Annotated in this window: 20 protein-coding genes, 4 tRNA genes and 1 other RNA gene; 21 read left to right on the top strand and 4 right to left on the bottom strand. The window is 34.9% G+C overall.

From position 1 onward, the window contains the following. The first annotated feature begins 50 nt into the window (after positions 1 to 50). From DPQ89_RS03895 to DPQ89_RS03885, 3 genes are all read left to right on the top strand, one after another. A tRNA-Ser gene (locus DPQ89_RS03895) sits at positions 51 to 138 on the top strand. 32 nt (positions 139 to 170) lie between these two features. Beyond that, positions 171 to 261: transfer RNA gene (locus DPQ89_RS03890), tRNA-Ser, on the top strand. Between the two features lie 97 nt (positions 262 to 358). Continuing rightward, positions 359 to 435, top strand: a tRNA-Arg gene (locus DPQ89_RS03885). Between the two features lie 2 nt (positions 436 to 437). On the opposite strand, the gene asnB is transcribed toward DPQ89_RS03885, so the two are convergent. After that, positions 438 to 2039 (bottom strand): asparagine synthase B, encoded by a 1602-nt coding sequence (gene asnB / locus DPQ89_RS03880; protein WP_127715401.1) that lies wholly within the window; start codon positions 2037 to 2039, stop codon positions 438 to 440. 136 nt (positions 2040 to 2175) lie between these two features. On the opposite strand from asnB, the gene DPQ89_RS03875 reads away from it, so the two are divergent. Continuing rightward, a complete protein-coding gene (locus DPQ89_RS03875) occupies positions 2176 to 2640 on the top strand; it encodes an Lrp/AsnC ligand binding domain-containing protein (protein ID WP_127715399.1) in 465 nt (154 codons plus the stop codon). On the opposite strand, the gene DPQ89_RS03870 is transcribed toward DPQ89_RS03875, so the two are convergent. After that, on the bottom strand, positions 2637 to 3077 hold the full coding sequence (locus DPQ89_RS03870) for a response regulator (RefSeq protein ID WP_127715396.1): 441 nt from the start codon (positions 3075 to 3077) through the stop codon (positions 2637 to 2639). The genes DPQ89_RS03875 and DPQ89_RS03870 overlap by 4 nt on opposite strands. 87 nt (positions 3078 to 3164) lie before the next feature. On the opposite strand from DPQ89_RS03870, the gene DPQ89_RS03865 reads away from it, so the two are divergent. The 4 genes from DPQ89_RS03865 (at position 3165) to DPQ89_RS03850 (ending at position 4865) form a co-directional block, all read left to right on the top strand. Further along, the gene (locus DPQ89_RS03865; RefSeq protein WP_127715394.1) at positions 3165 to 3902 is read left to right on the top strand and encodes a hypothetical protein; all 738 of its coding nucleotides are present in this window, start codon (positions 3165 to 3167) and stop codon (positions 3900 to 3902) included. After that, positions 3895 to 4374 carry a nucleoside deaminase gene (locus DPQ89_RS03860; RefSeq protein ID WP_127715392.1) on the top strand — a complete coding sequence of 160 codons (480 nt, stop codon included), beginning with the start codon at positions 3895 to 3897 and terminating at the stop codon, positions 4372 to 4374. The genes DPQ89_RS03865 and DPQ89_RS03860 overlap by 8 nt, the downstream gene beginning before the upstream one ends. Beyond that, on the top strand, positions 4371 to 4727 hold the full coding sequence (locus DPQ89_RS03855) for a response regulator (protein ID WP_127715390.1): 357 nt from the start codon (positions 4371 to 4373) through the stop codon (positions 4725 to 4727). The genes DPQ89_RS03860 and DPQ89_RS03855 overlap by 4 nt, the downstream gene beginning before the upstream one ends. A gap of 50 nt (positions 4728 to 4777) precedes the next feature. Then, positions 4778 to 4865: transfer RNA gene (locus tag DPQ89_RS03850), tRNA-Ser, on the top strand. 2 nt (positions 4866 to 4867) lie between these two features. On the opposite strand, the gene DPQ89_RS03845 is transcribed toward DPQ89_RS03850, so the two are convergent. Then, positions 4868 to 5251, bottom strand: a complete 384-nt coding sequence (locus DPQ89_RS03845; RefSeq protein ID WP_127715388.1) for a response regulator — start codon at positions 5249 to 5251, stop codon at positions 4868 to 4870. 87 nt (positions 5252 to 5338) lie between these two features. Between DPQ89_RS03845 and ffs the strand changes: the two genes are divergently transcribed. The 6 genes from ffs to DPQ89_RS03815 all read left to right on the top strand — a co-directional run bounded on the left by ffs (position 5339) and on the right by DPQ89_RS03815 (position 9384). Continuing rightward, positions 5339 to 5436, top strand: an RNA gene (ffs, locus tag DPQ89_RS03840) — signal recognition particle sRNA small type. 90 nt (positions 5437 to 5526) lie between these two features. Further along, complete coding sequence (gene dnaX / locus DPQ89_RS03835) at positions 5527 to 7335, top strand: DNA polymerase III subunit gamma/tau (RefSeq protein ID WP_127715386.1); 1809 nt, start codon at positions 5527 to 5529, stop codon at positions 7333 to 7335. Between the two features lie 9 nt (positions 7336 to 7344). Next, complete coding sequence (locus DPQ89_RS03830) at positions 7345 to 7659, top strand: YbaB/EbfC family nucleoid-associated protein (protein WP_127715384.1); 315 nt, start codon at positions 7345 to 7347, stop codon at positions 7657 to 7659. Positions 7660 to 7667: 8 nt separating this feature from the next. Then, on the top strand, positions 7668 to 8261 hold the full coding sequence (gene recR / locus DPQ89_RS03825; protein ID WP_127715382.1) for a recombination mediator RecR: 594 nt from the start codon (positions 7668 to 7670) through the stop codon (positions 8259 to 8261). Between the two features lie 17 nt (positions 8262 to 8278). Beyond that, complete coding sequence (locus tag DPQ89_RS03820) at positions 8279 to 8782, top strand: hypothetical protein (RefSeq protein WP_127715379.1); 504 nt, start codon at positions 8279 to 8281, stop codon at positions 8780 to 8782. A gap of 11 nt (positions 8783 to 8793) precedes the next feature. Then, entirely contained in the window at positions 8794 to 9384 is a 591-nt protein-coding gene (locus tag DPQ89_RS03815; RefSeq protein ID WP_127715377.1) for an ATP/GTP-binding protein, read from the top strand. 3 nt (positions 9385 to 9387) lie between these two features. Here the strand turns inward: DPQ89_RS03815 and DPQ89_RS03810 are convergent, their stop codons facing one another. Further along, positions 9388 to 10611 carry a hypothetical protein gene (locus DPQ89_RS03810; RefSeq protein WP_127715375.1) on the bottom strand — a complete coding sequence of 408 codons (1224 nt, stop codon included), beginning with the start codon at positions 10609 to 10611 and terminating at the stop codon, positions 9388 to 9390. Positions 10612 to 10703: 92 nt separating this feature from the next. On the opposite strand from DPQ89_RS03810, the gene mtnP reads away from it, so the two are divergent. The 7 genes from mtnP to mraY are packed head-to-tail and all read left to right on the top strand — an operon-like array spanning position 10704 to position 18714. Continuing rightward, positions 10704 to 11552 (top strand): S-methyl-5'-thioadenosine phosphorylase, encoded by an 849-nt coding sequence (gene mtnP / locus DPQ89_RS03805; RefSeq protein WP_127715373.1) that lies wholly within the window; start codon positions 10704 to 10706, stop codon positions 11550 to 11552. Next, positions 11552 to 12529, top strand: coding sequence for a 16S rRNA (cytosine(1402)-N(4))-methyltransferase RsmH (rsmH, locus tag DPQ89_RS03800; protein WP_127715370.1), 978 nt, complete (start codon positions 11552 to 11554; stop codon positions 12527 to 12529). The genes mtnP and rsmH overlap by 1 nt, the downstream gene beginning before the upstream one ends. 60 nt (positions 12530 to 12589) lie before the next feature. Continuing rightward, a complete protein-coding gene (locus DPQ89_RS03795) occupies positions 12590 to 12931 on the top strand; it encodes a hypothetical protein (protein ID WP_127715368.1) in 342 nt (113 codons plus the stop codon). Further along, positions 12932 to 14854, top strand: a complete 1923-nt coding sequence (locus DPQ89_RS03790) for a penicillin-binding protein (RefSeq protein WP_127715366.1) — start codon at positions 12932 to 12934, stop codon at positions 14852 to 14854. It begins immediately after the preceding gene. Beyond that, complete coding sequence (locus DPQ89_RS03785) at positions 14847 to 16223, top strand: UDP-N-acetylmuramoyl-L-alanyl-D-glutamate--2,6-diaminopimelate ligase (protein WP_127715364.1); 1377 nt, start codon at positions 14847 to 14849, stop codon at positions 16221 to 16223. The genes DPQ89_RS03790 and DPQ89_RS03785 overlap by 8 nt, the downstream gene beginning before the upstream one ends. Then, complete coding sequence (murF, locus tag DPQ89_RS03780; protein WP_127715362.1) at positions 16223 to 17608, top strand: UDP-N-acetylmuramoyl-tripeptide--D-alanyl-D-alanine ligase; 1386 nt, start codon at positions 16223 to 16225, stop codon at positions 17606 to 17608. Before DPQ89_RS03785 ends, murF begins: the two co-directional genes overlap by 1 nt. A 29-nt stretch (positions 17609 to 17637) precedes the next feature. Continuing rightward, the gene (gene mraY / locus DPQ89_RS03775; protein ID WP_127715360.1) at positions 17638 to 18714 is read left to right on the top strand and encodes a phospho-N-acetylmuramoyl-pentapeptide-transferase; all 1077 of its coding nucleotides are present in this window, start codon (positions 17638 to 17640) and stop codon (positions 18712 to 18714) included. Position 18715 lies beyond the last annotated feature (1 nt).

The raw sequence follows: 18715 nt of genomic DNA, 5'->3' as shown, positions 1-18715 counted from the left end.
CTATATTGCATTTTTCAAAACTTTCTCGTAATATGACAATTCCTAAATGCGGAGGATTGGCTGAGTGGTCGAAAGCGGTGGTTTTGAAAACCATTGACCCGAAAGGGTCCGCAGGTTCGAATCCTGTGTCCTCCGCCATTTATTGTTCTCTAAGTAAATTGATAATCTGTGGAGACATGCCCGAGTGGCCGAAGGGAGCACCTTGCTAAGGTGTCGAACCGTTTGACGGTTCCTAGAGTTCGAATCTCTATGTCTCCGCCATTAAGAAGCCAGCTTTAAGCTGGCTTTTTATTTTTGGGCATATATTTCAGGTTTCTTGACACTCTTATTTCTAAGCGTTATTTTATCGGATAATTGCGCACCCTTGGCTCAGCTGGATAGAGCATCTGACTACGAATCAGAAGGTCGGGAGTTCGAATCTCTCAGGGTGCGCCATTTTAAACACCACTTTTTCCATAGTTAGGTAGAACTCTGGCAGAAGGGTCTTCGACATCACAATTTTCCCATTCTAAATTTGGCATCCATATTTGAGGAATTAATTTCTCTTGATCTTTAAAATGCGTCGAGAAAATTTTCCTATAGAGATAAGCTTCTTTGTTTTTAGGAGTGCAGTAAGGAAACTCTTTGTGCGCGCAACTCATCTCATCATCAGTAATAGTCATCGCCGCTAGACTTTTTAAGAAGTCGACACTGGAGTGTCCCACAGCATCGCTAAATGCTGCCTTATCTCTATATAATATTTCATGTGGTAGATAGTCCTCTAAATCAAATGCGGCCCTAAGAAGGTACTTTCCATGTCCTGAAAAGTTCATTTTCAAGCTCGGTGGTATACTCATAACAAATCTGACGAAAGCTTTGTCACTAAATGGAACCCTGGCTTCAAGTGAGTTTGAGCTTATACATCTGTCGGCCCTAAGGACATCATATATATATAACTCTTTAATTCTCTTTATTGCTTCATTTTGAAATTCACTTGGGTTAGGTGCAAAGTCAGTATATTTATATCCAAATAATTCATCACTACACTCACCTGTCATTAGAACTTTAATGGCCGTATTAGTTCTAATGTATTTACAAATAAGATCCATTCCAATTGATGCTCGAATTGTCGTTATATCAAAAGTTTCGAGTCTATAGATTAAATCACTTAAAACTTCTAAAATATCTGATTTCGAAAATAAGTACTCATGATGGTTTGAACCAATGTGTTTAGCAACTATTCTTGCATACTTTGTATCAATGGGATCTTCTTTGATGCCCACTGCAAATGTGTTAATAGGTCCTTTGCTGGCTTTCGCTGCGATAGCACATACAAGGCTGCTATCTAGACCGCCACTTAATAGAAAGCCTACTTTAGCATCAGAGTTGAGCCTCTTTATAACCGCTTGCTCTAAAAGATGTTTTATTCCAGAAAGAGCTTTTGATTGATCAATTGTAGGATCTATTTGTGTTTGCTCTATTTGTTCAAATTTAATTATTTTTTGGCCGTCGAAATAGCTTCCAGGGGGAAATGGTAAAATCTCTTCGCACATGTCTTTTAAGACTTTGATCTCCGATGAAAAGCAAAGCTGCTTGGTGATGAGTGACTTTCCAAAGAAAAGAGGACGTATCCCAATTTGATCTCTTGCAGCTATAAAACTTTGCTTTGCCTCATCCCAAATAACAAAAGCAAATTCTCCATCTAGTAGCTTACATGTTTTTTCTATTCCTACTTTCTTATATAGAGGTAAAATTACCTCACAATCAGATGTAGAGTGAAATTCATGATCGCTTAATAGATCTTTCTTAAGATCTTCGAAGTTGTAGATTTCGCCATTGCATACAAGTGCACTACCACTCTTAGATATAAATGGTTGCATACCACTTGTAGATAAATCCATTATGGCCAACCTTTGAAAGTGAAGATTTACTTTCTGATTAAGTACAATATGTGAATACTGATCAGGTCCCCGATAATCAATTCTTCTGGCATAGGAAGAGTATTGTTGAGCAATTTCTTTGTCATTCTCTTCAAGTAAATACGCTGTAAAACCACACATAACTAACCCCTTGTTATATGATTTATCGGTATATTCTACTTTTTGCTATATAATTTACAATATGGTGCTCTGATTAATGCGAATTATTTAATATTTCATTATAATTATGAGAATATGTTAATTTTGAGGGGATAAAATGGGCTCAGAGTACGAAATTGATAGTTTGGATAAGAGAATAATTAGTGAATTACAATCAGATGCTAGAAAGCCATTTCTTGATATGGCCAGAAAGTGTTTAGTTTCTGGAGGAACTATTCATCAGAGAGTTGAGAAGCTCAGAGAGAATGGTGTAATCAAAGGAAGCAGCATTTCTGTAAATCACAAGAAGCTGGGCTATGGTGTTGAAGTGCTACTAGGAATTCATCTCGTAAACGCCAAAGTTGTTTCAAAAGTTATTAAGAAATTAGAGAAATTTCCTGAGGTAGTTCAGGCCTTATATACTACTGGAAACTACGCTCTCTTTATTAAAGTTATCACTAAAGATATCGACGGATATCATGACTTTTTGGTTAAGAAGTTACAGGCCATAGAAGAAATAAGGTCCACAGAGTCCTTTATTTGCCTTGAGACACCAATAAATAGAGAGTTGAAGTTAGATTAAGCACTGTTTTTGTGTTTTCTTTTCATCATTTCAATGAATATATCGTGCCACGATTTGATACACGTGTGAGCACTTTCAATTGTGCTTAAAAACCTTTCTTGAGTAAATGGTTTAAATATAAAGCCAGTCGCTTTCTCATGAAAGCACGCGGTAAAGGTTAATAAGTTATTTGATGCTGTCGCTATGATAACCTGTGTACCATGACCAAGTTCATTTACTTTTCGCAAAACAACCTCTCCGGCCATTTCTTCCATATTAATATCGACGATGGCAATTGCCGTTTGGTTATTGCTCATAAACTCTAGCGCTAAAATTGGAGATGTAAATTTATGGGCCTTAAAATTGCTGTTATTACGAACGTAGAATTCCATCAGGTCTAACATATCAGGGTCGTCGTCAATCAAAACAAGGTTTAGTGGATAATTTAAGTTCAGCATAATTTCTCTTTAGTTCCCTATCGGTAAAATTCGCTCATCCTTGGTAAAAATGCTAAATATTAAGATAATATTATAAAGGACTTATATATGATCGATTTATCTAATTTAAAAATTCGCCAAGATATTGATAGAGTACATTTACTGCAATGGGGGCACTTTTCTATTCTTATGTTGGCCTTTGTTGCTGAAGGAATACTTGATTTTAAAATCATTACAATGTGTTTAAGAATTCTGATGGGTCTTTTGTTCTATAAATTATACTTTAAAACATTAGCAGATCTTTATTATTCTTTTTGGACCTTTTCAGCAGGGCTTGCTCTGTACTTAAGCTATAACCTTTATTGTGTAGTTGCTAATCAGTCTAATTTACAAGTGTTCTATCTCTACCTCGTTGCGATGATCATTCTATTTGTACAGATGTATATCCTTCTTTCACCTATTTACTATCCTCGAGTTAGTTGGTGGGAATATGATTTTAGATATAGAGATGATCTTAAAGTTAAATTGTACTGTGATGAGCTTGAGTCAGAAGCTAGATTGACCGATCTTAGAAGAGGTGCTGGATGTTTATCTGCTTTTAAAAACTTAGAAGTTGGAACAAATGTTAAAATCCATGCGGATAATGGTATTCAAAATTTTACTTTTTTGGTGGAAATAATGAGCCGTAGACAATATTCGCTTGGTAGGCCGAGCTCGCATGGAGTTAAGTTTATATTTAATGAAGAATACTCTGAGAAAAGTTATGATGAGTTCTATACATTTTGGAAAAGAGAAAAGATAGCAAAGAGTAAAAAGAGATTTACGAAAAAGGTTGATAATGCATAATTTTAAGGATTATGAGTGGTTGATGTCAAAGGCCATAGATGAAGCTTATAAGGCCTATGGGGTTGATGAAGTTCCAATCGGTGCATTGGTTGTAGATGAGAATGGTAACATTTTAAGTCAGTCCCATAATTTAAAAGAAAGCGTTAACGATCCTTGCGGTCATGCAGAAATATTAGCGATTAGAGAAGCTTGCGAAAAAAAAGGAAGTTGGAGATTAAATAACTGTACTATTTTTGTAACTCTAGAGCCATGTCCAATGTGCCTAAGTGCCCTAGTTCAATCTAGAATTGGACGACTTGTATTTGGTGCATATGACTCTAAGGGCGGAGCAATAAGTCTAAATTACAATCTATATAAGGACAAAAGACTTAACCATAACTTTGATGTAATTGGAGGAGTAATGCATTTTGAAACTTCTCAAATCTTATCAAAGTTCTTTAGAGAAAAGCGCAAGTCGTATATTAAAGAATGAAACTACTACTAATTGAAGATTCGAACTTTCAAAGAAAAATCATCGTAGCTAAGCTTTCGAAGCTTGGTCTAGAGATTAGAGAATGTGGAGATGCTGAAGACGCACTAATATATTTAGAAGCTCAAGACTTTGATCTTGTAATGACTGATTTAAATTTACCGGAGATGAGTGGAATCGAATTTATTAAAAAGCTTAAAGAGATTAAGCCTTATATTCCAGTTATCGCAATGACTTCTCCAGGCAGCTCTTTAGAGCATCCGAATCAATCTATTGATGCTGGAGCACTTTTTATTCTAAATAAGCCAATTGAAGATATCTCAAAAATTGAAGAATTAATTCAATCAATTTCTTAACTTATATGTGACATTTATTTAAACGTGAGTTACATTTTAACTTCAATTGCGGAGAATTGGCCGAGTGGTCGAAGGCGCACGCTTGGAAAGCGTGTAAACGGCAACGTTTCGAGGGTTCGAATCCCTTGTTCTCCGCCATTCTATTTTTTATTTAATAGCATTTTACAAAATTTCGTTAGTCTTTCATTGGTAAAAGGTTTATCGATATAAAGAATTCCTTCGGAAACAGATAACCCTTCTTCAATTTCTGGAATATATCCTGAGACAAAAATAACAGGTGTTTCTGAATTCGTATTAGTGGTAGATTTAATTTTAGTAACGAAGTCTAGTCCTGTACAAAATGGCATTTTATGATCTGAGATTATAAGATCATACTCCATTGTCATTGCATAATGATATGCTTCAAGCCCATCTTTGGCCTTAGTGGTCTTTGCCCCTTTAAATTCATCAAGTAGGCAATCTTCGATTAAGTTCAGAACCTCAGGTTCATCATCAGCAATAAGTATTTTTATTAGTTTATCCATAAAATTATTTTAGTTCATAATTGAATAAAAGTGGTAGAAAAAACTCAAATTGACATTAAGTTAATATAAAAATATGATGGCGTCGGTAGTCTGCCCCTTGGCAAACGTATTCATGGTGAACTCCGCCAGGTCGGGAACGAAGCAACGGTAACTTATGGTACGTTGTGTCGTAGGGGTGGGCTGCCGCTTTAGCTTCATTTGGGCATTTTTCATTGCCTAAGCCTTATAATTTCATTACCTTTAAACTTGAAAAACTTTATTAAAATGGAAGTTCCATGTCGTATCAGGTTCTAGCTAGAAAGTGGCGCCCAAAGAGATTTCAAGATGTTATAGGTCAGTCTCATATAACACGCTCTCTTCAAAATGCTTTATCAAGAGATAAGCTCGGGCATGCCTATATTTTGTCTGGAACTAGAGGAATTGGGAAAACATCTGTAGCACGAATTTTTGCTAAAGCAATTAGGTGTGAAAATAAGCGTGAAGACTCTAATCCCTGTGGAGAATGTCCAAGTTGTTTGGACTTTGAAAGCACAACTTCTATGAATATTGTAGAAATTGATGGTGCTTCTAACAATAGTGTAGACGACATTAGAGACCTGATTGGAAATATTCAATATCTTCCCACGTCTGGAAAATACAAAATTTATATAATTGATGAAGTTCATATGCTCTCAACGAGCGCATTTAATGCACTTTTAAAAACTCTTGAGGAGCCACCTGCTCACGCTATTTTTATACTGGCAACAACTGAGCCTGAGAAGTTATTAGGAACTGTCCTTTCAAGATGTCAGAGATTCGATTTTCGCAATGCAACTGTTAAAGATCTTTCGGTCCATCTAAAACATATTGCAACAGAAGAAGGCATAAAGTTTGAAGATGATAAAATTATTTCTCAAATAAGTGCTCAAGGTAAAGGTTCGGTTAGAGACTCTTTATCTCTATTAGATCAAGTTCTTAGTTTTTCTGAGGATGGAGTTATAACTGAGCAAAGCGTATCGTACGCTTTAGGTCTTGCTAAAACCTCTGCTATTATAGATATGGTAACTTTTATCATTAATGGTGACAGAGTAAGTTTAAGTAAGCTTTATAATGATTTGTTAAATGAAAATGTTTCAGCAAAAAATATTTGTTATTCTCTGCTTGATGAATTCTATCTCTTTATTTCTCAGGTAGATAATGAAGAAAATATAAAATCGAGATGGCCTGCTGCAAATAGTAGTTCTTTGCAGCCAGGTGAAATCTTTTGGATTTACGAGTCCATTTCTAAAGATATTATTTGGACGTTGGCGTCTCTTTCTCCAGAAAGGGCCACTGAAGTTGCTCTTGTAAAAATAGCGCTTCGAAATTCTTTTTTTCAAGAAGAAGAAATCGTAAAAAAAAAAACGATAATTAACTCCAGTGCAAATGAAGAAAAAGTAGAAGTTATTGAGGACGTAATAGAGAGTCCTCCTTCTGAGACTATAGAAGTTAAACCTGCTGAGGTGATAGTTGAAGAAGATAGGCAGGATGAAGGGCCTGCGGTTAACTTTGAAGAGCTGTCTAAGGTTCTCGATTCAAATGAAAGTATTCCTGTTCAGGTCGATGAGACTCTTGATTCAGTTACTAAATCAGAAGAATTATTAAGAGAAAAGTCTGTTCAGGATCTGCCTCGATCATGGGACGGTTTTTTAGCTTACTTATTTAAAGTGTCGCCAGCTGCTGCTTCTAACCTTGAGCAAGGTAATATTATTAATCCACTGACTGTCACAGAAAGCACAGTTGTTATTGATATTGGTTTTCCTGAAACAAGTAAGGTTTTTCTTGATTATTTAAAAGAAGCAGAAGCTTTCAAAAAGCTTACATCACAGGTTTGTGATTTTTTTAATGTTGAAGAAAAGAATGTTACTATTGTTTTGGAGCTTGTTGGTAATGAGGATGCAATTGAGACTGACTTTAAGTCTAAAGCAGAGATTAAGCAGATGTTAGAGGATAAAGAAGAAGATAGACAGAAGAATGATATCTTGAATAACCCTCTTATAGTACAGGCGCAAGATATCTTTAACTCTAAAATTGATAAAGTTATTATAAAAAAAGAATCTAAATAGGAGCTTGAAATGGCAAAGAATTTAAATCACTTAATGAAACAAGCACAAGTAATGCAACAGAAAATGTCTACGTTACAAAAAGAACTTGAATCTAGAGAGCTTGATGTTTCTTCAGGTGGTGGAATGGTTAAAATTAAGATCAATGGAAAGCAAGAGATCCAAGAGTTTAAGCTAGATAAGGAATGTGTTGATCCGACTGACGTTGAAACGTTGGAAGAGCTTATTCAAACTGCTGTTAATCAAGCCGTTAAGGAATCGCAAGAGATGGTTAGTTCAGCAATGAGTAAAGTTACTGGTGGATTAAATATTCCAGGTCTTTTTTAAGGAAATAAGTGGAACTACCAAAAACACTCTTAGATGTTATTGATCAATTAAGTCGAATTCCTGGCGTTGGTGATAAAACAGCAACTAGGCAGACACTTGTTTTGGCCAAATGGTCAGCTCAAGAATTATTAGCTTTTGGTGATGCTATGAAAAACTTGGCACATCTTAAGTCGTGTAATGAGTGTGGTATGTATGCAGATGAAAATATCTGTGACATTTGTTCCAAGCCTGAAAGAAAAGAAAGTAAGTCCATTTGTGTTGTAGAAAATGTAACAGACTGTTTAGCGATTGAGAGAAGTGGTAATTACCACGGTCTTTATCATATTTTAGGAGGGGTTCTTAATCCATTGATGGGTATAGGACCTGAAGAATTAAAAATAGATAATTTCGTGAAGAGAGTGCGTGATTTGAATATTGAGAGCATAGTGCTAGCTGTTAACCCATCTGTTGAGGGTGATGCGACTTGTTCTTATATTAATCAAGTTATTCCAGAAACGGTTGAGGTCGATCGAATTGGATTTGGTATTCCAATGGGTGGAAGTTTAGAATATTTGGATACCATGACAATAGCGAAAGCGTTAGAAAATAGAAGAAAAATGTAACTAACCAGGGAGTGGTTTTGTTTACTTTGGAAAATTTACCAAAATTAGCAGAGGAATTCTTTACAGAAGTTGCTGATGTAAACCAATTAAAAAATAGTAGTTTGTTTCTTTGCAGATCAGATGGTGTTCCATTGTATGTCAAAAATGAACTAAGTACTGATTTCGATAGCTCTTCAGTTGGTGCGTTACTTGGTGGAGTATGGCAAGCAGCTAGAGCGATGGCGTCATTTATTCCCAACTCTACAGAGAGAGACATATTTAGATTAAGTTTCGATACATCTGATAAAGGAATTTATATAGTACCAATTTCACTTGGTAATGAAGAAGTTTATTTAGGAATGATTTATTTTGAAGAAGTTAATCCTGGGCAGATTAAATCAAAGCTTAGGGATATGAGTTGGAGATTGTCTGATTTTTGGGCATTAACATCGAAAAATAGTGACAATATGATCGATAGCACACTTTTTAATAATATTACTGATGAAGAGATGGATAATCTATTCTCAACAGCACTTCAATAACTGAGGGATATATGTCTTTTGTAAATTATCATTCAAAAGAAATTAACTGTAAGATTGTTTACTATGGTCCAGGCCTTGGTGGCAAGACTACAAATATACAACATGTTTATCAAAAAACTTCTGGTGACTCTAAGGGAAAGATAATTTCTTTAAATACTGAAAATGAAAGAACCCTCTTTTTTGATTTTCTTCCATTAGACCTTGGAGAAATACGCGGGTTTAAAACGAGGTTTCATCTCTATACTGTACCTGGGCAGGTCTTTTATGAGGCGAGTAGAAAATTGATCCTTAGGGGTGTTGATGGTGTTGTCTTTGTTGCAGACTCACAAGTTGAAAGGCTTGATGCAAATATTGAGAGTTTAAAAAATCTTGAAAGTAACCTCTTAGAGCAAGGTTATGATATGAGTAAAATTCCTATTGTTATGCAATGGAACAAAAGAGATCTACCTAATGTTATGAGTAAAGAAGATCTGTCTTCAAAACTAAACAAATGGAACTTTCCAGAGTTTGAAGGCGTAGCTACTCAAGGAACAGGCGTGTTTGAAACATTAAAGCAGATTAGTAAATTAGTTCTTATGAATTTAAAGGGTGGAGTTGAATAAGTTTTAGCGATTAAGCTTTTGTGACTTATCTAGGAAGTCGAGCATAACTAAATGGGATTCAAGCAGCGCTTCTTGAGTATAGAAACTTGATCTTGTTCCAATTAGATGGTGACCTCTAAGAATTCCGAGATTAAAGGCTTTAAAGTAGTTTGGAAAGTGTGCGTTCTTAGTATCTACTACTCCATCATTACTTTCATTACTTTGAAATAGTAACTTTGTTAAGACCATCCAGATATGGCTCTCGTACCACTCCGCTTCTAGAGCAACAGATGTGTAAAACTGTAAATTTGGTAAGAATTGATGGTTTTTCTTAAACCAATCTTTCTGATAATCACTTGATAAAGAACGTTGAAACTCCTTCATCATAATATCTTTCTTACTATCTATATATTTATAAATTTTAGTTCTTTCAAAGAAGTGAATACTATTTAGTAGCTTAAAAACTTTGTGCTTTAAGTGATCAGACCCTAATATTGGAGATGCGATTGTACTAAGGCCAATGACATGTTCTTGGGCCCAGTCTTTATTATCTTTTAAAAAATGAAGAGTATCAATTCCGCCTTTAGAAAAGCAGAGGAACCAAAGTTTTTCATTTGGATTTTCTTCAGTATACCTTTTTAGTTGTTGCTGAAGAAGCCTTGAATTGTGCTTGCAAGATTTTGTTCCGTTGACTTCAGCCGCAATATATTTGAGTCCCTTCGTTTTAAAAAGATGTTGGGCCCCTCTTTCAAATGCAGGAGTCGAAAAGATCTCATTAAAAACACCAGAAACTAAAACTATAGTTGAGTCAATTTTAGGTATTTTAATAGTACTTTCATAATCAGAATGCTTATGAGCATAATCAAGCTCAAGACATATGGCTTCAAATATATCTCCCTCGGAGTATTTCTCGAGGATAGTCTTATCACCGCTTTCAATAGACTTAATAATTTCAATGAAGCCTTCGTCATTTTTAAAATTATTTCTCTTATTAAAAATATCTATATATGAATGGAGATAGCGTAAACTAGAATGACTAATCCATGTACCAGAATTAGTTAGTGTTTTAACTAGATTTGTCATTGTCTGAATATTTGGCTCGCGAACAAATGTCTCCACTGCCTCAATTGAGTCCCTGATAGAAATACGCGTAGCACTTTCTAAGAAGTTCTTAGTGTGCTTCTTGTACGACTGGTATTGCTTTAAATACCTTTTGTATGTCTCATTCGGTGCTATGGCCGGCGTCATTGTTTATATCCTCTTTTAAAACTAAAGAGTCGGGAGTAGAATTGTTGCATTAACTTATGAAAGTAGTCAAATCCTTTGATGCGGAGGTCTAAGTGTCTGAAAGAGCGATTGGAATAATTGGTGGAAGTGGAGTTTATAACATAGAAGGTATTGAAATCTTGAAAGAGCATCAGGTCAATACTCCTTATGGAGCTCCATCAGATAAAATAATTGAAGCAAAGTTAGACGGTGTTAAGTTCTATTTTATTCCAAGACATGGAAGAGCTCACTCAGTATTACCTCACGAGGTTAACTACTGTGCAAATATTTATGCACTTAAGACTTTTAATGTTCAATACTTAATTTCTGTATCTGCAGTTGGATCTCTTAAGGAAGAATGTCCACCGACCACTATGGTACTTCCTGATCAATTTATTGACTGGACTAAGGGTGGAAGAAGAAGAACATTTTTTGGGGAAGGAATTGTTGCTCACGTTTCAGTTGCAGAACCAGTTGAGCCTAATCTTAGACAGGTATTAATTGATTCTTGTAAAGAGTCAGGTGCAAATCATCATGTTGGTGGTTCCTACCTTTGTATTGAAGGTCCACAATTCTCATCGAAAGCAGAATCAAATATATATAGAGGCTTTGGTGCAACAGTGATTGGGATGACAAATGTTCCAGAGTCTTACCTCGCCAAAGAAGCAGGTATGGCCTATGCAACACTTGCGATGGTTACAGATTATGATTGTTGGAGAGAAGAAGATCACTGTACAGTTGATGAAATAATGAAAGTTATGAAGACTAACAACGAGACGGCTCAGTCTATTTTAAAGAGTGCTTTAAAGAAGATTGAAAATAACAAATTTGATTTTAAGAAAGAGAATATGTTTGCAATCATGACTCCAAAAGATGCGATGAGTGATGAGCAAAGAAAAATTTGTGAAGTGTTACAATCATAATGAGCTATAAAGAACACTATTCAGTATTAAATAAAGAAGTCATTGAAATACTTTGTGGAAACACTGAGACTGATGATGAACTTACTTTTGCAGACATGACTTTTGGAGCAGGTGGGCACACTTTTGCTCTAGCACGAGCAAGAGAAAATTGTACTGTTCATAGTGTTGATCAAGACCCAGATGCTCTTAATAATGGAAGGAAAGAAATCTCTGAAAGTAACCTAGAAGGTAGAGTTATTTTAAGAGACATGAACTTTCAAGAATTTCCAAAATTCATTTCCCAAAATGAAGCAGGTCTTAAATTTGACGGAATAATTGCTGACCTAGGAGTCTCGAGTCATCACTTTGATCAAGGTGATCGAGGGTTTTCTTTTAGATTTGATGCTCCCCTTGATATGAGAATGGACTCAGATAATGACTCAATAGAAACAGCTGCCCATATAGTTAACACATATAGCGGTGAAGAACTTGCAAATATATTTTTTCGTTATGGTGAAGAAAAGTTTTCTAAACGAATAGCGAGAAAGATTCTAGAGCAAAGAGAAACTGCCCCTATAGAAACCACTAAGCAACTGGAGCAAATTATTAAGGATTGTTATCCGACAAAACTACAATTTGGTAAAATTAATCCTGCAACCAAGTGCTTTCAGGCCTTGAGAATCAAAGTAAATAAAGAATTAGAAGTTTTAGAAAACCTTATCCCGGCACTTTTACCAATGTTAAAAATTGGTGGAAAACTCGCAATTATAACTTTTCACTCTCTCGAAGATAGAATTGTAAAAAATTTGTTTAAAGACGCGATGCGAAGTGAAGAGCTCTTTGAGCTTTATAATAAAAAGCCAATCGTCCCATCTCATGGTGAGTTAGAAGAAAATCCAAGATCTAGAAGTGCTAAGTTAAGAGTAATTGAAAAAGTAAATCAAAAAAAATCTAAGAATAAGTATGCACAATTTTCAAAAATAGGTGAAAATAGATAGTAGAGCATGATGCTCTTAATTTAATTTGTAATTTTAAGCAAGAAGCTTAGGAGATAACAAATGTCTTTAAAAAAGAAAAAAGCAAAACGATCAAAATCAAAATCTTCAGTTAATAACGGAGCAATTGACTCTGTTAAGAAGGTATTTCTAAGTTCTCAGGGAATGCCAATTATGCTTACGCTTTCTGTTCTAGGAATTCTCTTTGTATTGTTTAGAATGAAAGGTATTGAGTTAAATTATAAAATAACAAATATAAATAAAGATATAGAAAAAGTTGCTCTAGAGTCTAAAGAGCTTAAAGCTAAGAAGGCGCGCCTATTATCGGTAAAGAACCTAAGAAGTATGGCAAAAGAGTATGATCTTAAGCAACCGAAACAAAGTCAGGTAATGGTGATTCCATAGATGGAAAATAATAGTACAAAAATTAAAATTTCATTCTTTATTTTTGTTGGTTTATTTACAGCAATATTAATAAAGGCTTTCATGCTTCAGGTTGTAGACAAAGAACATCTATTAACAAAGGCTAAGAAACAATTTTTTAGAGAGAGAACAACTTATCCTAAAAGAGGTTCTATTTATGACCGTAATGGGAACCCTCTTGCGATAAATGTTCAAACTTATAGTATTTTTACAATTCCAAAAAACCTTAAGGGTGACTATTCAACTTATAGGGAAGTTTCAAAAATTGTTCCAGACCTAACTTATAACAAAATAATGTCTATTATTAAAAAGAGAAAGAAATTTACTTTTCTAGCCCGAAAGATAGAACTGACTAATGAACAAGTTGAAAAATTAAAAGATTTAAAAGGTGTTCATATAGAAGCCGTAGCAAAGAGGTTCTATCCAAACCATGAATTGGTTGCTCAAACTGTTGGTTTTGTCGGAATCGATAATGGTGGACTATCAGGAATTGAATATGCTTTTGATGAGCAGTTGAAGGGTAAGCCTAAAATTACAAAGTATGTGATTGATCGTAAAGGTCGTCCTATAAAGTTTGAAAGTACACAGGCCGGAAGTGGCGCTAAAGATATTATTCTCTCTATTGATAAAGATCTGCAGTCAATCGGTGAAAAGGCTTTAAAAGATGCAATTGAGGAATACGGAGCACTTAAAGGTGGCTTTGGAGTAATGAATTCTGAGACAGGTGAAATTCTGGCAATGGGTAACTACCCTACTTTTGATCCAAATTATCCTCATAAGTCGCCTTCTAAGAATCAAAAACTTTCTTTTATTACAGATCCATTCGAACCTGGTTCAACGTTCAAATCACTTACAATTGCTTCAGCGTTAGAACATAAAATTGCACGCCCAGATACGAACTATTATTGTGAGCAAGGAAAGTTAAAAGTAGAAGGTCATATAATCTCTGAAGCGGAATCAAAGAAGAAGTATGAGTGGCTATCTGTTACAGATATCCTAAGTCATTCATCAAACGTAGGAACGACAAAAATTGCTTTTGATTTAACGTATCCGAAACTAAAAGAAACGCTAAAGAAGTTTAGGATTGGTGAAAAAACAGGAATAGAAATTTCTGGAGAATCAAGAGGTATATTTAATGAGGAAGAGAATGTATCTCCATTAAGTCTAAGTAATATTAGCTTCGGTCAAGGAGTTGCTACGACAGGAATACAAATGTTGTCTGCATACTCTGCGATACTAAATGAAGGTAACTATATAAAACCAACAATCCTTAAAAGAGATAAAAGTGAGATTAAGGAAGAAGATAAAGAGAGAATAATAGAATTTCAAACTTCTAGAGAGTTGAAAAAAATGTTGGTAGAAGCTGTTGAAAATGGAACAGGAACTAATGCAAGAATTCCGTACTTTACAATTGGTGGGAAGACATCAACAGCACAAAAGTCAGATAGTAATGGTGGTGGTTATACAGGTTATACACCAGGATTTATTGGCTTTCCTCTTGGAACAAAAGATAAATTTGTTGTTTATGTCTACGTACATCGTCCTGAAAAAGGTAAGGCCTACTACGGTGGTGTTGTCGCTGCTCCGGTCTTTAAGAAGATTGCACAATACATTCTTTATAAAGATCGCAACCTTGGTAATTTAGCGGTGAAGAAGAATTTTGATAAGAAAAATAACTTTGACACAGTAAAAGTTAAGCACTCTTCAACTCGTATAATTAAAGGTCATATTCCTGACTTCAAAGGTCTTGATAAGCGTTCAGCTAGTCAATTAGCTAAGAAATTAAACTTAACAATTCATCACCAGGGAATTGGAGTCGTTTCATCGCAAGATCCTCCTTCTGGTGAAAAAATAGAAGGTGGACGATCTGTTAGATTGTATTATAATCCACCTAGTTATGAATAATGAAAAAATCACAGATATTCTTACTCCACTGATAGAATCGAAGAATGCAAATCTTCAAAGTGAAATTCTTGGGGCCACAACTAATCTGCAGTTAGCTTGCGCTAACGATCTATGCTTCTACAACCTCAATTCAGAAGGTCTTCCAGTAGACACGCTTAAAAAGAGATTAACTCAAAGTGACTGCAAAAATCTTGTAACAACTTTAAGAATCGAAATTCCTGGCATAAATATATGGGTTGTTAGTAAAGAGGACTTCCTTAAAGCGCAAAAAATAATTGCTGATATACTCTACCCCGATCAGCAAAAGTTGAAGCTTATTGGTATTACGGGAACCAATGGTAAGACATCAACTAGTTATCTTGCAATGCAGATAGCATCTAATTGTAACTACCCTTCTTTATCCATAGGTACTATTGGGATAAGATCGAGTGAAAAGGTTTTAGAAAAAGATCTCTTAAGTACAACGCCTAGCTACCTTGAACTAAGAAAGATTATCCATAAATATCAAAAAGATTATAAATTTCTATTTATTGAAGTTAGCTCTCACGCGCTTGCTCAAAAAAGGTTATTTGATATTGAACTTGAACTTGGAGCATGGACAAGTTTTTCACAAGACCATCTAGACTACCATTCAAGCTTTGAAGAATATTTTAAAGCAAAGTGCTTACTTGTTAATAATCTTAAGAATAAAAATATAATTGTTCCTCAAACGGAAGAAGATTTAATTAAAAAATTAGATGTAGAAAAAATTAACACGTATATTGTAAAACCATTTTATGACCAACGTCTGTCTGTAGGTTTTAAAGCTAAGTATAATCAAAACAACTTAGCAATAGCCCGTGCTTTGGTTCAAGAGCTCATAGGTAGAAGAATCTTAATGTCTGAAATGGAGAAAATTAATTTACCTGACGGACGATTTGAGCCCGTAGAGATAAATGGCAATATAATAATTGTTGATTATGCACATACTCCCGATGCCTTAGAAAATATATGCAATACAATCAAGTCAGATTTTAATGATTACGAATTAGTTGTTGTCTTTGGCTGTGGTGGAGATAGAGACACATCTAAAAGATCTTTAATGGGAAAGGTTGTTGAAAAGTACGCTGACTCAATCATTGTGACATCTGATAATCCTAGAACAGAAGAACCGATGAAGATTATTGAAGATATTGTATGTGACTTAAAAGGTAATTATACTATAGAAGAAGATCGTAAGAAGGCCATCGAGTTAGCAATAAATAATTTAAAGAAACGTTCTGTGGTTCTTGTCGCAGGAAAAGGTCACGAAGACTATCAAGAGATTAAAGGTGTTAAATACCATTTTAGTGATAGTGAAGTAATAAGAAATGCCATTAAAGGATTGTAATGTTTAACTTATCTCTTTTGAATCAATTACAAAGTAAATTTACTTTTGAAAGGACTCAAGTTTCTCTATCAACAGATTCAAGAAAATATAATAAAGAAGAAGTTTTCTTTTGTTTATACGGGGATAACTTCGATGGATTCAACTTTTGTGAATCTGTGATCTTGTCTGGTTGTAAGATAGTTATATTCAGAGATGCACAAGAGAATTTAAAAACTCTTAAAACTCTTGTTGAAAAATATCCTAAAGTACAATTTATTCCATGCAATGACCCTATTGATTTTCTTCAAGAGCTGGCCAAGTTAAGGATCGATGAATTTAAGAGAGAGTCCAATTTAGTTATTGGAATTACGGGCTCAAATGGAAAGACGACAACTAAAGAAATGTTACATCACTTATTAAGTAGTATTCATGGAGAAGAGGTTTTTTGTACCCAAGGTAATTTGAATAACCATATAGGAGTACCTTTAACAATTCTATCAGCTCCTGAAAAATGTAAAGTCTTAATAGTTGAGATGGGTGCAAATCATTATGGAGAGATTTCGGCTCTTTGCAAAATTGCACAACCAGAGGCGGGGTTAATAACTAGTATTGGAGCTGCCCATATTGGTTTGTTTGGGGACGTAGAAACAATATATAAAGAAAAAACGTCTTTATATAAATATGTAGAGTCTAATAGTACGGCTCGTTCAAAATTTATTGTTAGTGACGAGGATAAGTACCTTACAAGGTTATCTGAAACAGAAGTTCTAAAGAAGTTTGGATCTTCTGGTAAAGTGGAATTTAATATTAGTAAAGCTTCTAATGGTTGGATTGTAGAAAATGGACAGAATAGTTTTTGTATAAATAACCCGACGATATTAGAGATATATAATCAGCAGAATTTAGTTCTATCTTTTTTATTATCCTTTTGCTTATACCCAGAAAAGATTGAGCAACTTTTGGATAGTGTAAAAACTTTTGAGATGCCGTCATTAAACAGATCTGAATGGATTTCTAAAAATGATAAAACGTTTTTTCTTGATGCTTATAATGCTAACCCAACTTCTATGGAGTTTTCTATAAAGTCTTTTGTTGAGAACCTAGAGTTGAAAGGTATTGAACTCAGTAGCGTTCATTTTATACTCGGTGATATGAATGAACTTGGTTCGTATACTGAGCAAGAGCATATGAAAATTGCCACGATCTTAGAAGGACTAGGTGTTAAGTCAGCCTCGTTCATTGGTAAGTTTAGTGGCTTTTACCAAAAGGGAATGGCCTGCGGGAAGTCTTATGAGACAAAAGAAGGCTTTAATGACGCATGGCCCGAACTTTTGAAGCAGCACAAAGCTTTCTTTATAAAAGGAAGTCGCTCTTTACAACTTGAGTCAATAATAGATATAACTTAAGTTACATCTCATATTAGCTTGGGTAACATATGCTATATCATTTTTTATATCCTCTAAGTCAGGATTTCTCTGCTTTTAATATTTTTCGCTATATTACATTTCGTACTTTTGCGGCTTTCTTGATTGCTACTATCTTTTCAATCGTTTGGGGTCAATATTTCATTAAATTTATGAAAAGGAAGCAGTTTGGACAAATCGTGAGAGATGACGGTCCTGAAAGTCACTTAAAGAAGGCTGGAACACCTACAATGGGTGGAGTTTTCATTATTGGTACTATTTTCGTAACAATGTTAGTTACGGCCAATTTCTTCTCTATACCAGTCCTCGTTACTCTAGGCGTTACACTATCTTACTTCTTATTAGGCTTTTGTGATGACTATCTTAAAGTTTTAAAAAAAAATACTGATGGAATATCAGCTAAAGGAAAGCTTTTGTGGCAATTCGCTACGGCCTTGTTAGCTGGCTACTTTCTAATTAGTAATGGTGTAATAGATACTAATTTGTACGTTCCTTTTGTTAAGGGACCGGTTTTAGATATGGGCTGGTTCTATGTTCTTTTTATAGGACTAGTCGTAGTCGGTTCAAGTAATGCAGTAAACCTAACTGACGGCTTAGATGGTTTAGCAATTGGTCCAATCGTTACAAGTGCGGCAAGTTTAGGTATTATTGCTTACGCTGCTGGTCATAAAGAGATTGCTGCATACCTATTTATTCCTTATGTAGAAAATATCGGTGAATTGATGGTTATTTCTGCGGCCATAATAGGTGCCGGTGTAGGCTTTCTATGGTACAACTCTTATCCAGCACAAATATTTATGGGAGATGTTGGTTCTCTAAGCCTAGGTGGAAACCTAGGAATTATAGCGGTGCTGACTAAGAGTGAGATACTCTTTGTGATTATCGGTGGTATTTTTGTTGTAGAGGCCCTATCTGTAATTTTACAAGTAGGCTCCTATAAACTTAGAAAGAAAAGAATTTTTAGAATGGCCCCTATACATCATCACTTTGAATTAAAGGGATGGCCGGAGCCAAAAGTAATAGTCAGATTTTGGATTATTAGTATATTTTTAGCAATGTTCGCGATAGCGACATTGAAAATGAGGTAAG

This window comes from Halobacteriovorax sp. HLS (genome assembly GCF_004006665.1).
Taxonomy (GTDB): domain Bacteria; phylum Bdellovibrionota; class Bacteriovoracia; order Bacteriovoracales; family Bacteriovoracaceae; genus Halobacteriovorax.
Note: the sequence above shows the minus strand (reverse complement) of the source record. Positions and strands in the feature narration are given on the sequence as shown.

Excerpts from the sequence above, each read along its gene's own strand:
- DPQ89_RS03830 (WP_127715384.1), top strand. The coding sequence starts at position 7,345 with ATGGCAAAGAATTTAAATCACTTAATGAAACAAGCACAAGTAATGCAA.
- rsmH (WP_127715370.1), top strand. The coding sequence starts at position 11,552 with ATGAGCTATAAAGAACACTATTCAGTATTAAATAAAGAAGTCATTGAA.
- murF (WP_127715362.1), top strand. The coding sequence starts at position 16,223 with ATGTTTAACTTATCTCTTTTGAATCAATTACAAAGTAAATTTACTTTT.
- DPQ89_RS03790 (WP_127715366.1), top strand. The coding sequence starts at position 12,932 with ATGGAAAATAATAGTACAAAAATTAAAATTTCATTCTTTATTTTTGTT.
- mraY (WP_127715360.1), top strand. The coding sequence starts at position 17,638 with ATGCTATATCATTTTTTATATCCTCTAAGTCAGGATTTCTCTGCTTTT.
- DPQ89_RS03860 (WP_127715392.1), top strand. The coding sequence starts at position 3,895 with ATGCATAATTTTAAGGATTATGAGTGGTTGATGTCAAAGGCCATAGAT.
- DPQ89_RS03795 (WP_127715368.1), top strand. The coding sequence starts at position 12,590 with ATGTCTTTAAAAAAGAAAAAAGCAAAACGATCAAAATCAAAATCTTCA.
- DPQ89_RS03845 (WP_127715388.1), bottom strand. The coding sequence starts at position 5,251 with ATGGATAAACTAATAAAAATACTTATTGCTGATGATGAACCTGAGGTT.
- dnaX (WP_127715386.1), top strand. The coding sequence starts at position 5,527 with ATGTCGTATCAGGTTCTAGCTAGAAAGTGGCGCCCAAAGAGATTTCAA.
- asnB (WP_127715401.1), bottom strand. The coding sequence starts at position 2,039 with ATGTGTGGTTTTACAGCGTATTTACTTGAAGAGAATGACAAAGAAATT.
- DPQ89_RS03810 (WP_127715375.1), bottom strand. The coding sequence starts at position 10,611 with ATGACGCCGGCCATAGCACCGAATGAGACATACAAAAGGTATTTAAAG.
- DPQ89_RS03870 (WP_127715396.1), bottom strand. The coding sequence starts at position 3,077 with ATGCTGAACTTAAATTATCCACTAAACCTTGTTTTGATTGACGACGAC.
- DPQ89_RS03865 (WP_127715394.1), top strand. The coding sequence starts at position 3,165 with ATGATCGATTTATCTAATTTAAAAATTCGCCAAGATATTGATAGAGTA.
- DPQ89_RS03785 (WP_127715364.1), top strand. The coding sequence starts at position 14,847 with ATGAATAATGAAAAAATCACAGATATTCTTACTCCACTGATAGAATCG.
- DPQ89_RS03815 (WP_127715377.1), top strand. The coding sequence starts at position 8,794 with ATGTCTTTTGTAAATTATCATTCAAAAGAAATTAACTGTAAGATTGTT.
- DPQ89_RS03875 (WP_127715399.1), top strand. The coding sequence starts at position 2,176 with ATGGGCTCAGAGTACGAAATTGATAGTTTGGATAAGAGAATAATTAGT.
- DPQ89_RS03855 (WP_127715390.1), top strand. The coding sequence starts at position 4,371 with ATGAAACTACTACTAATTGAAGATTCGAACTTTCAAAGAAAAATCATC.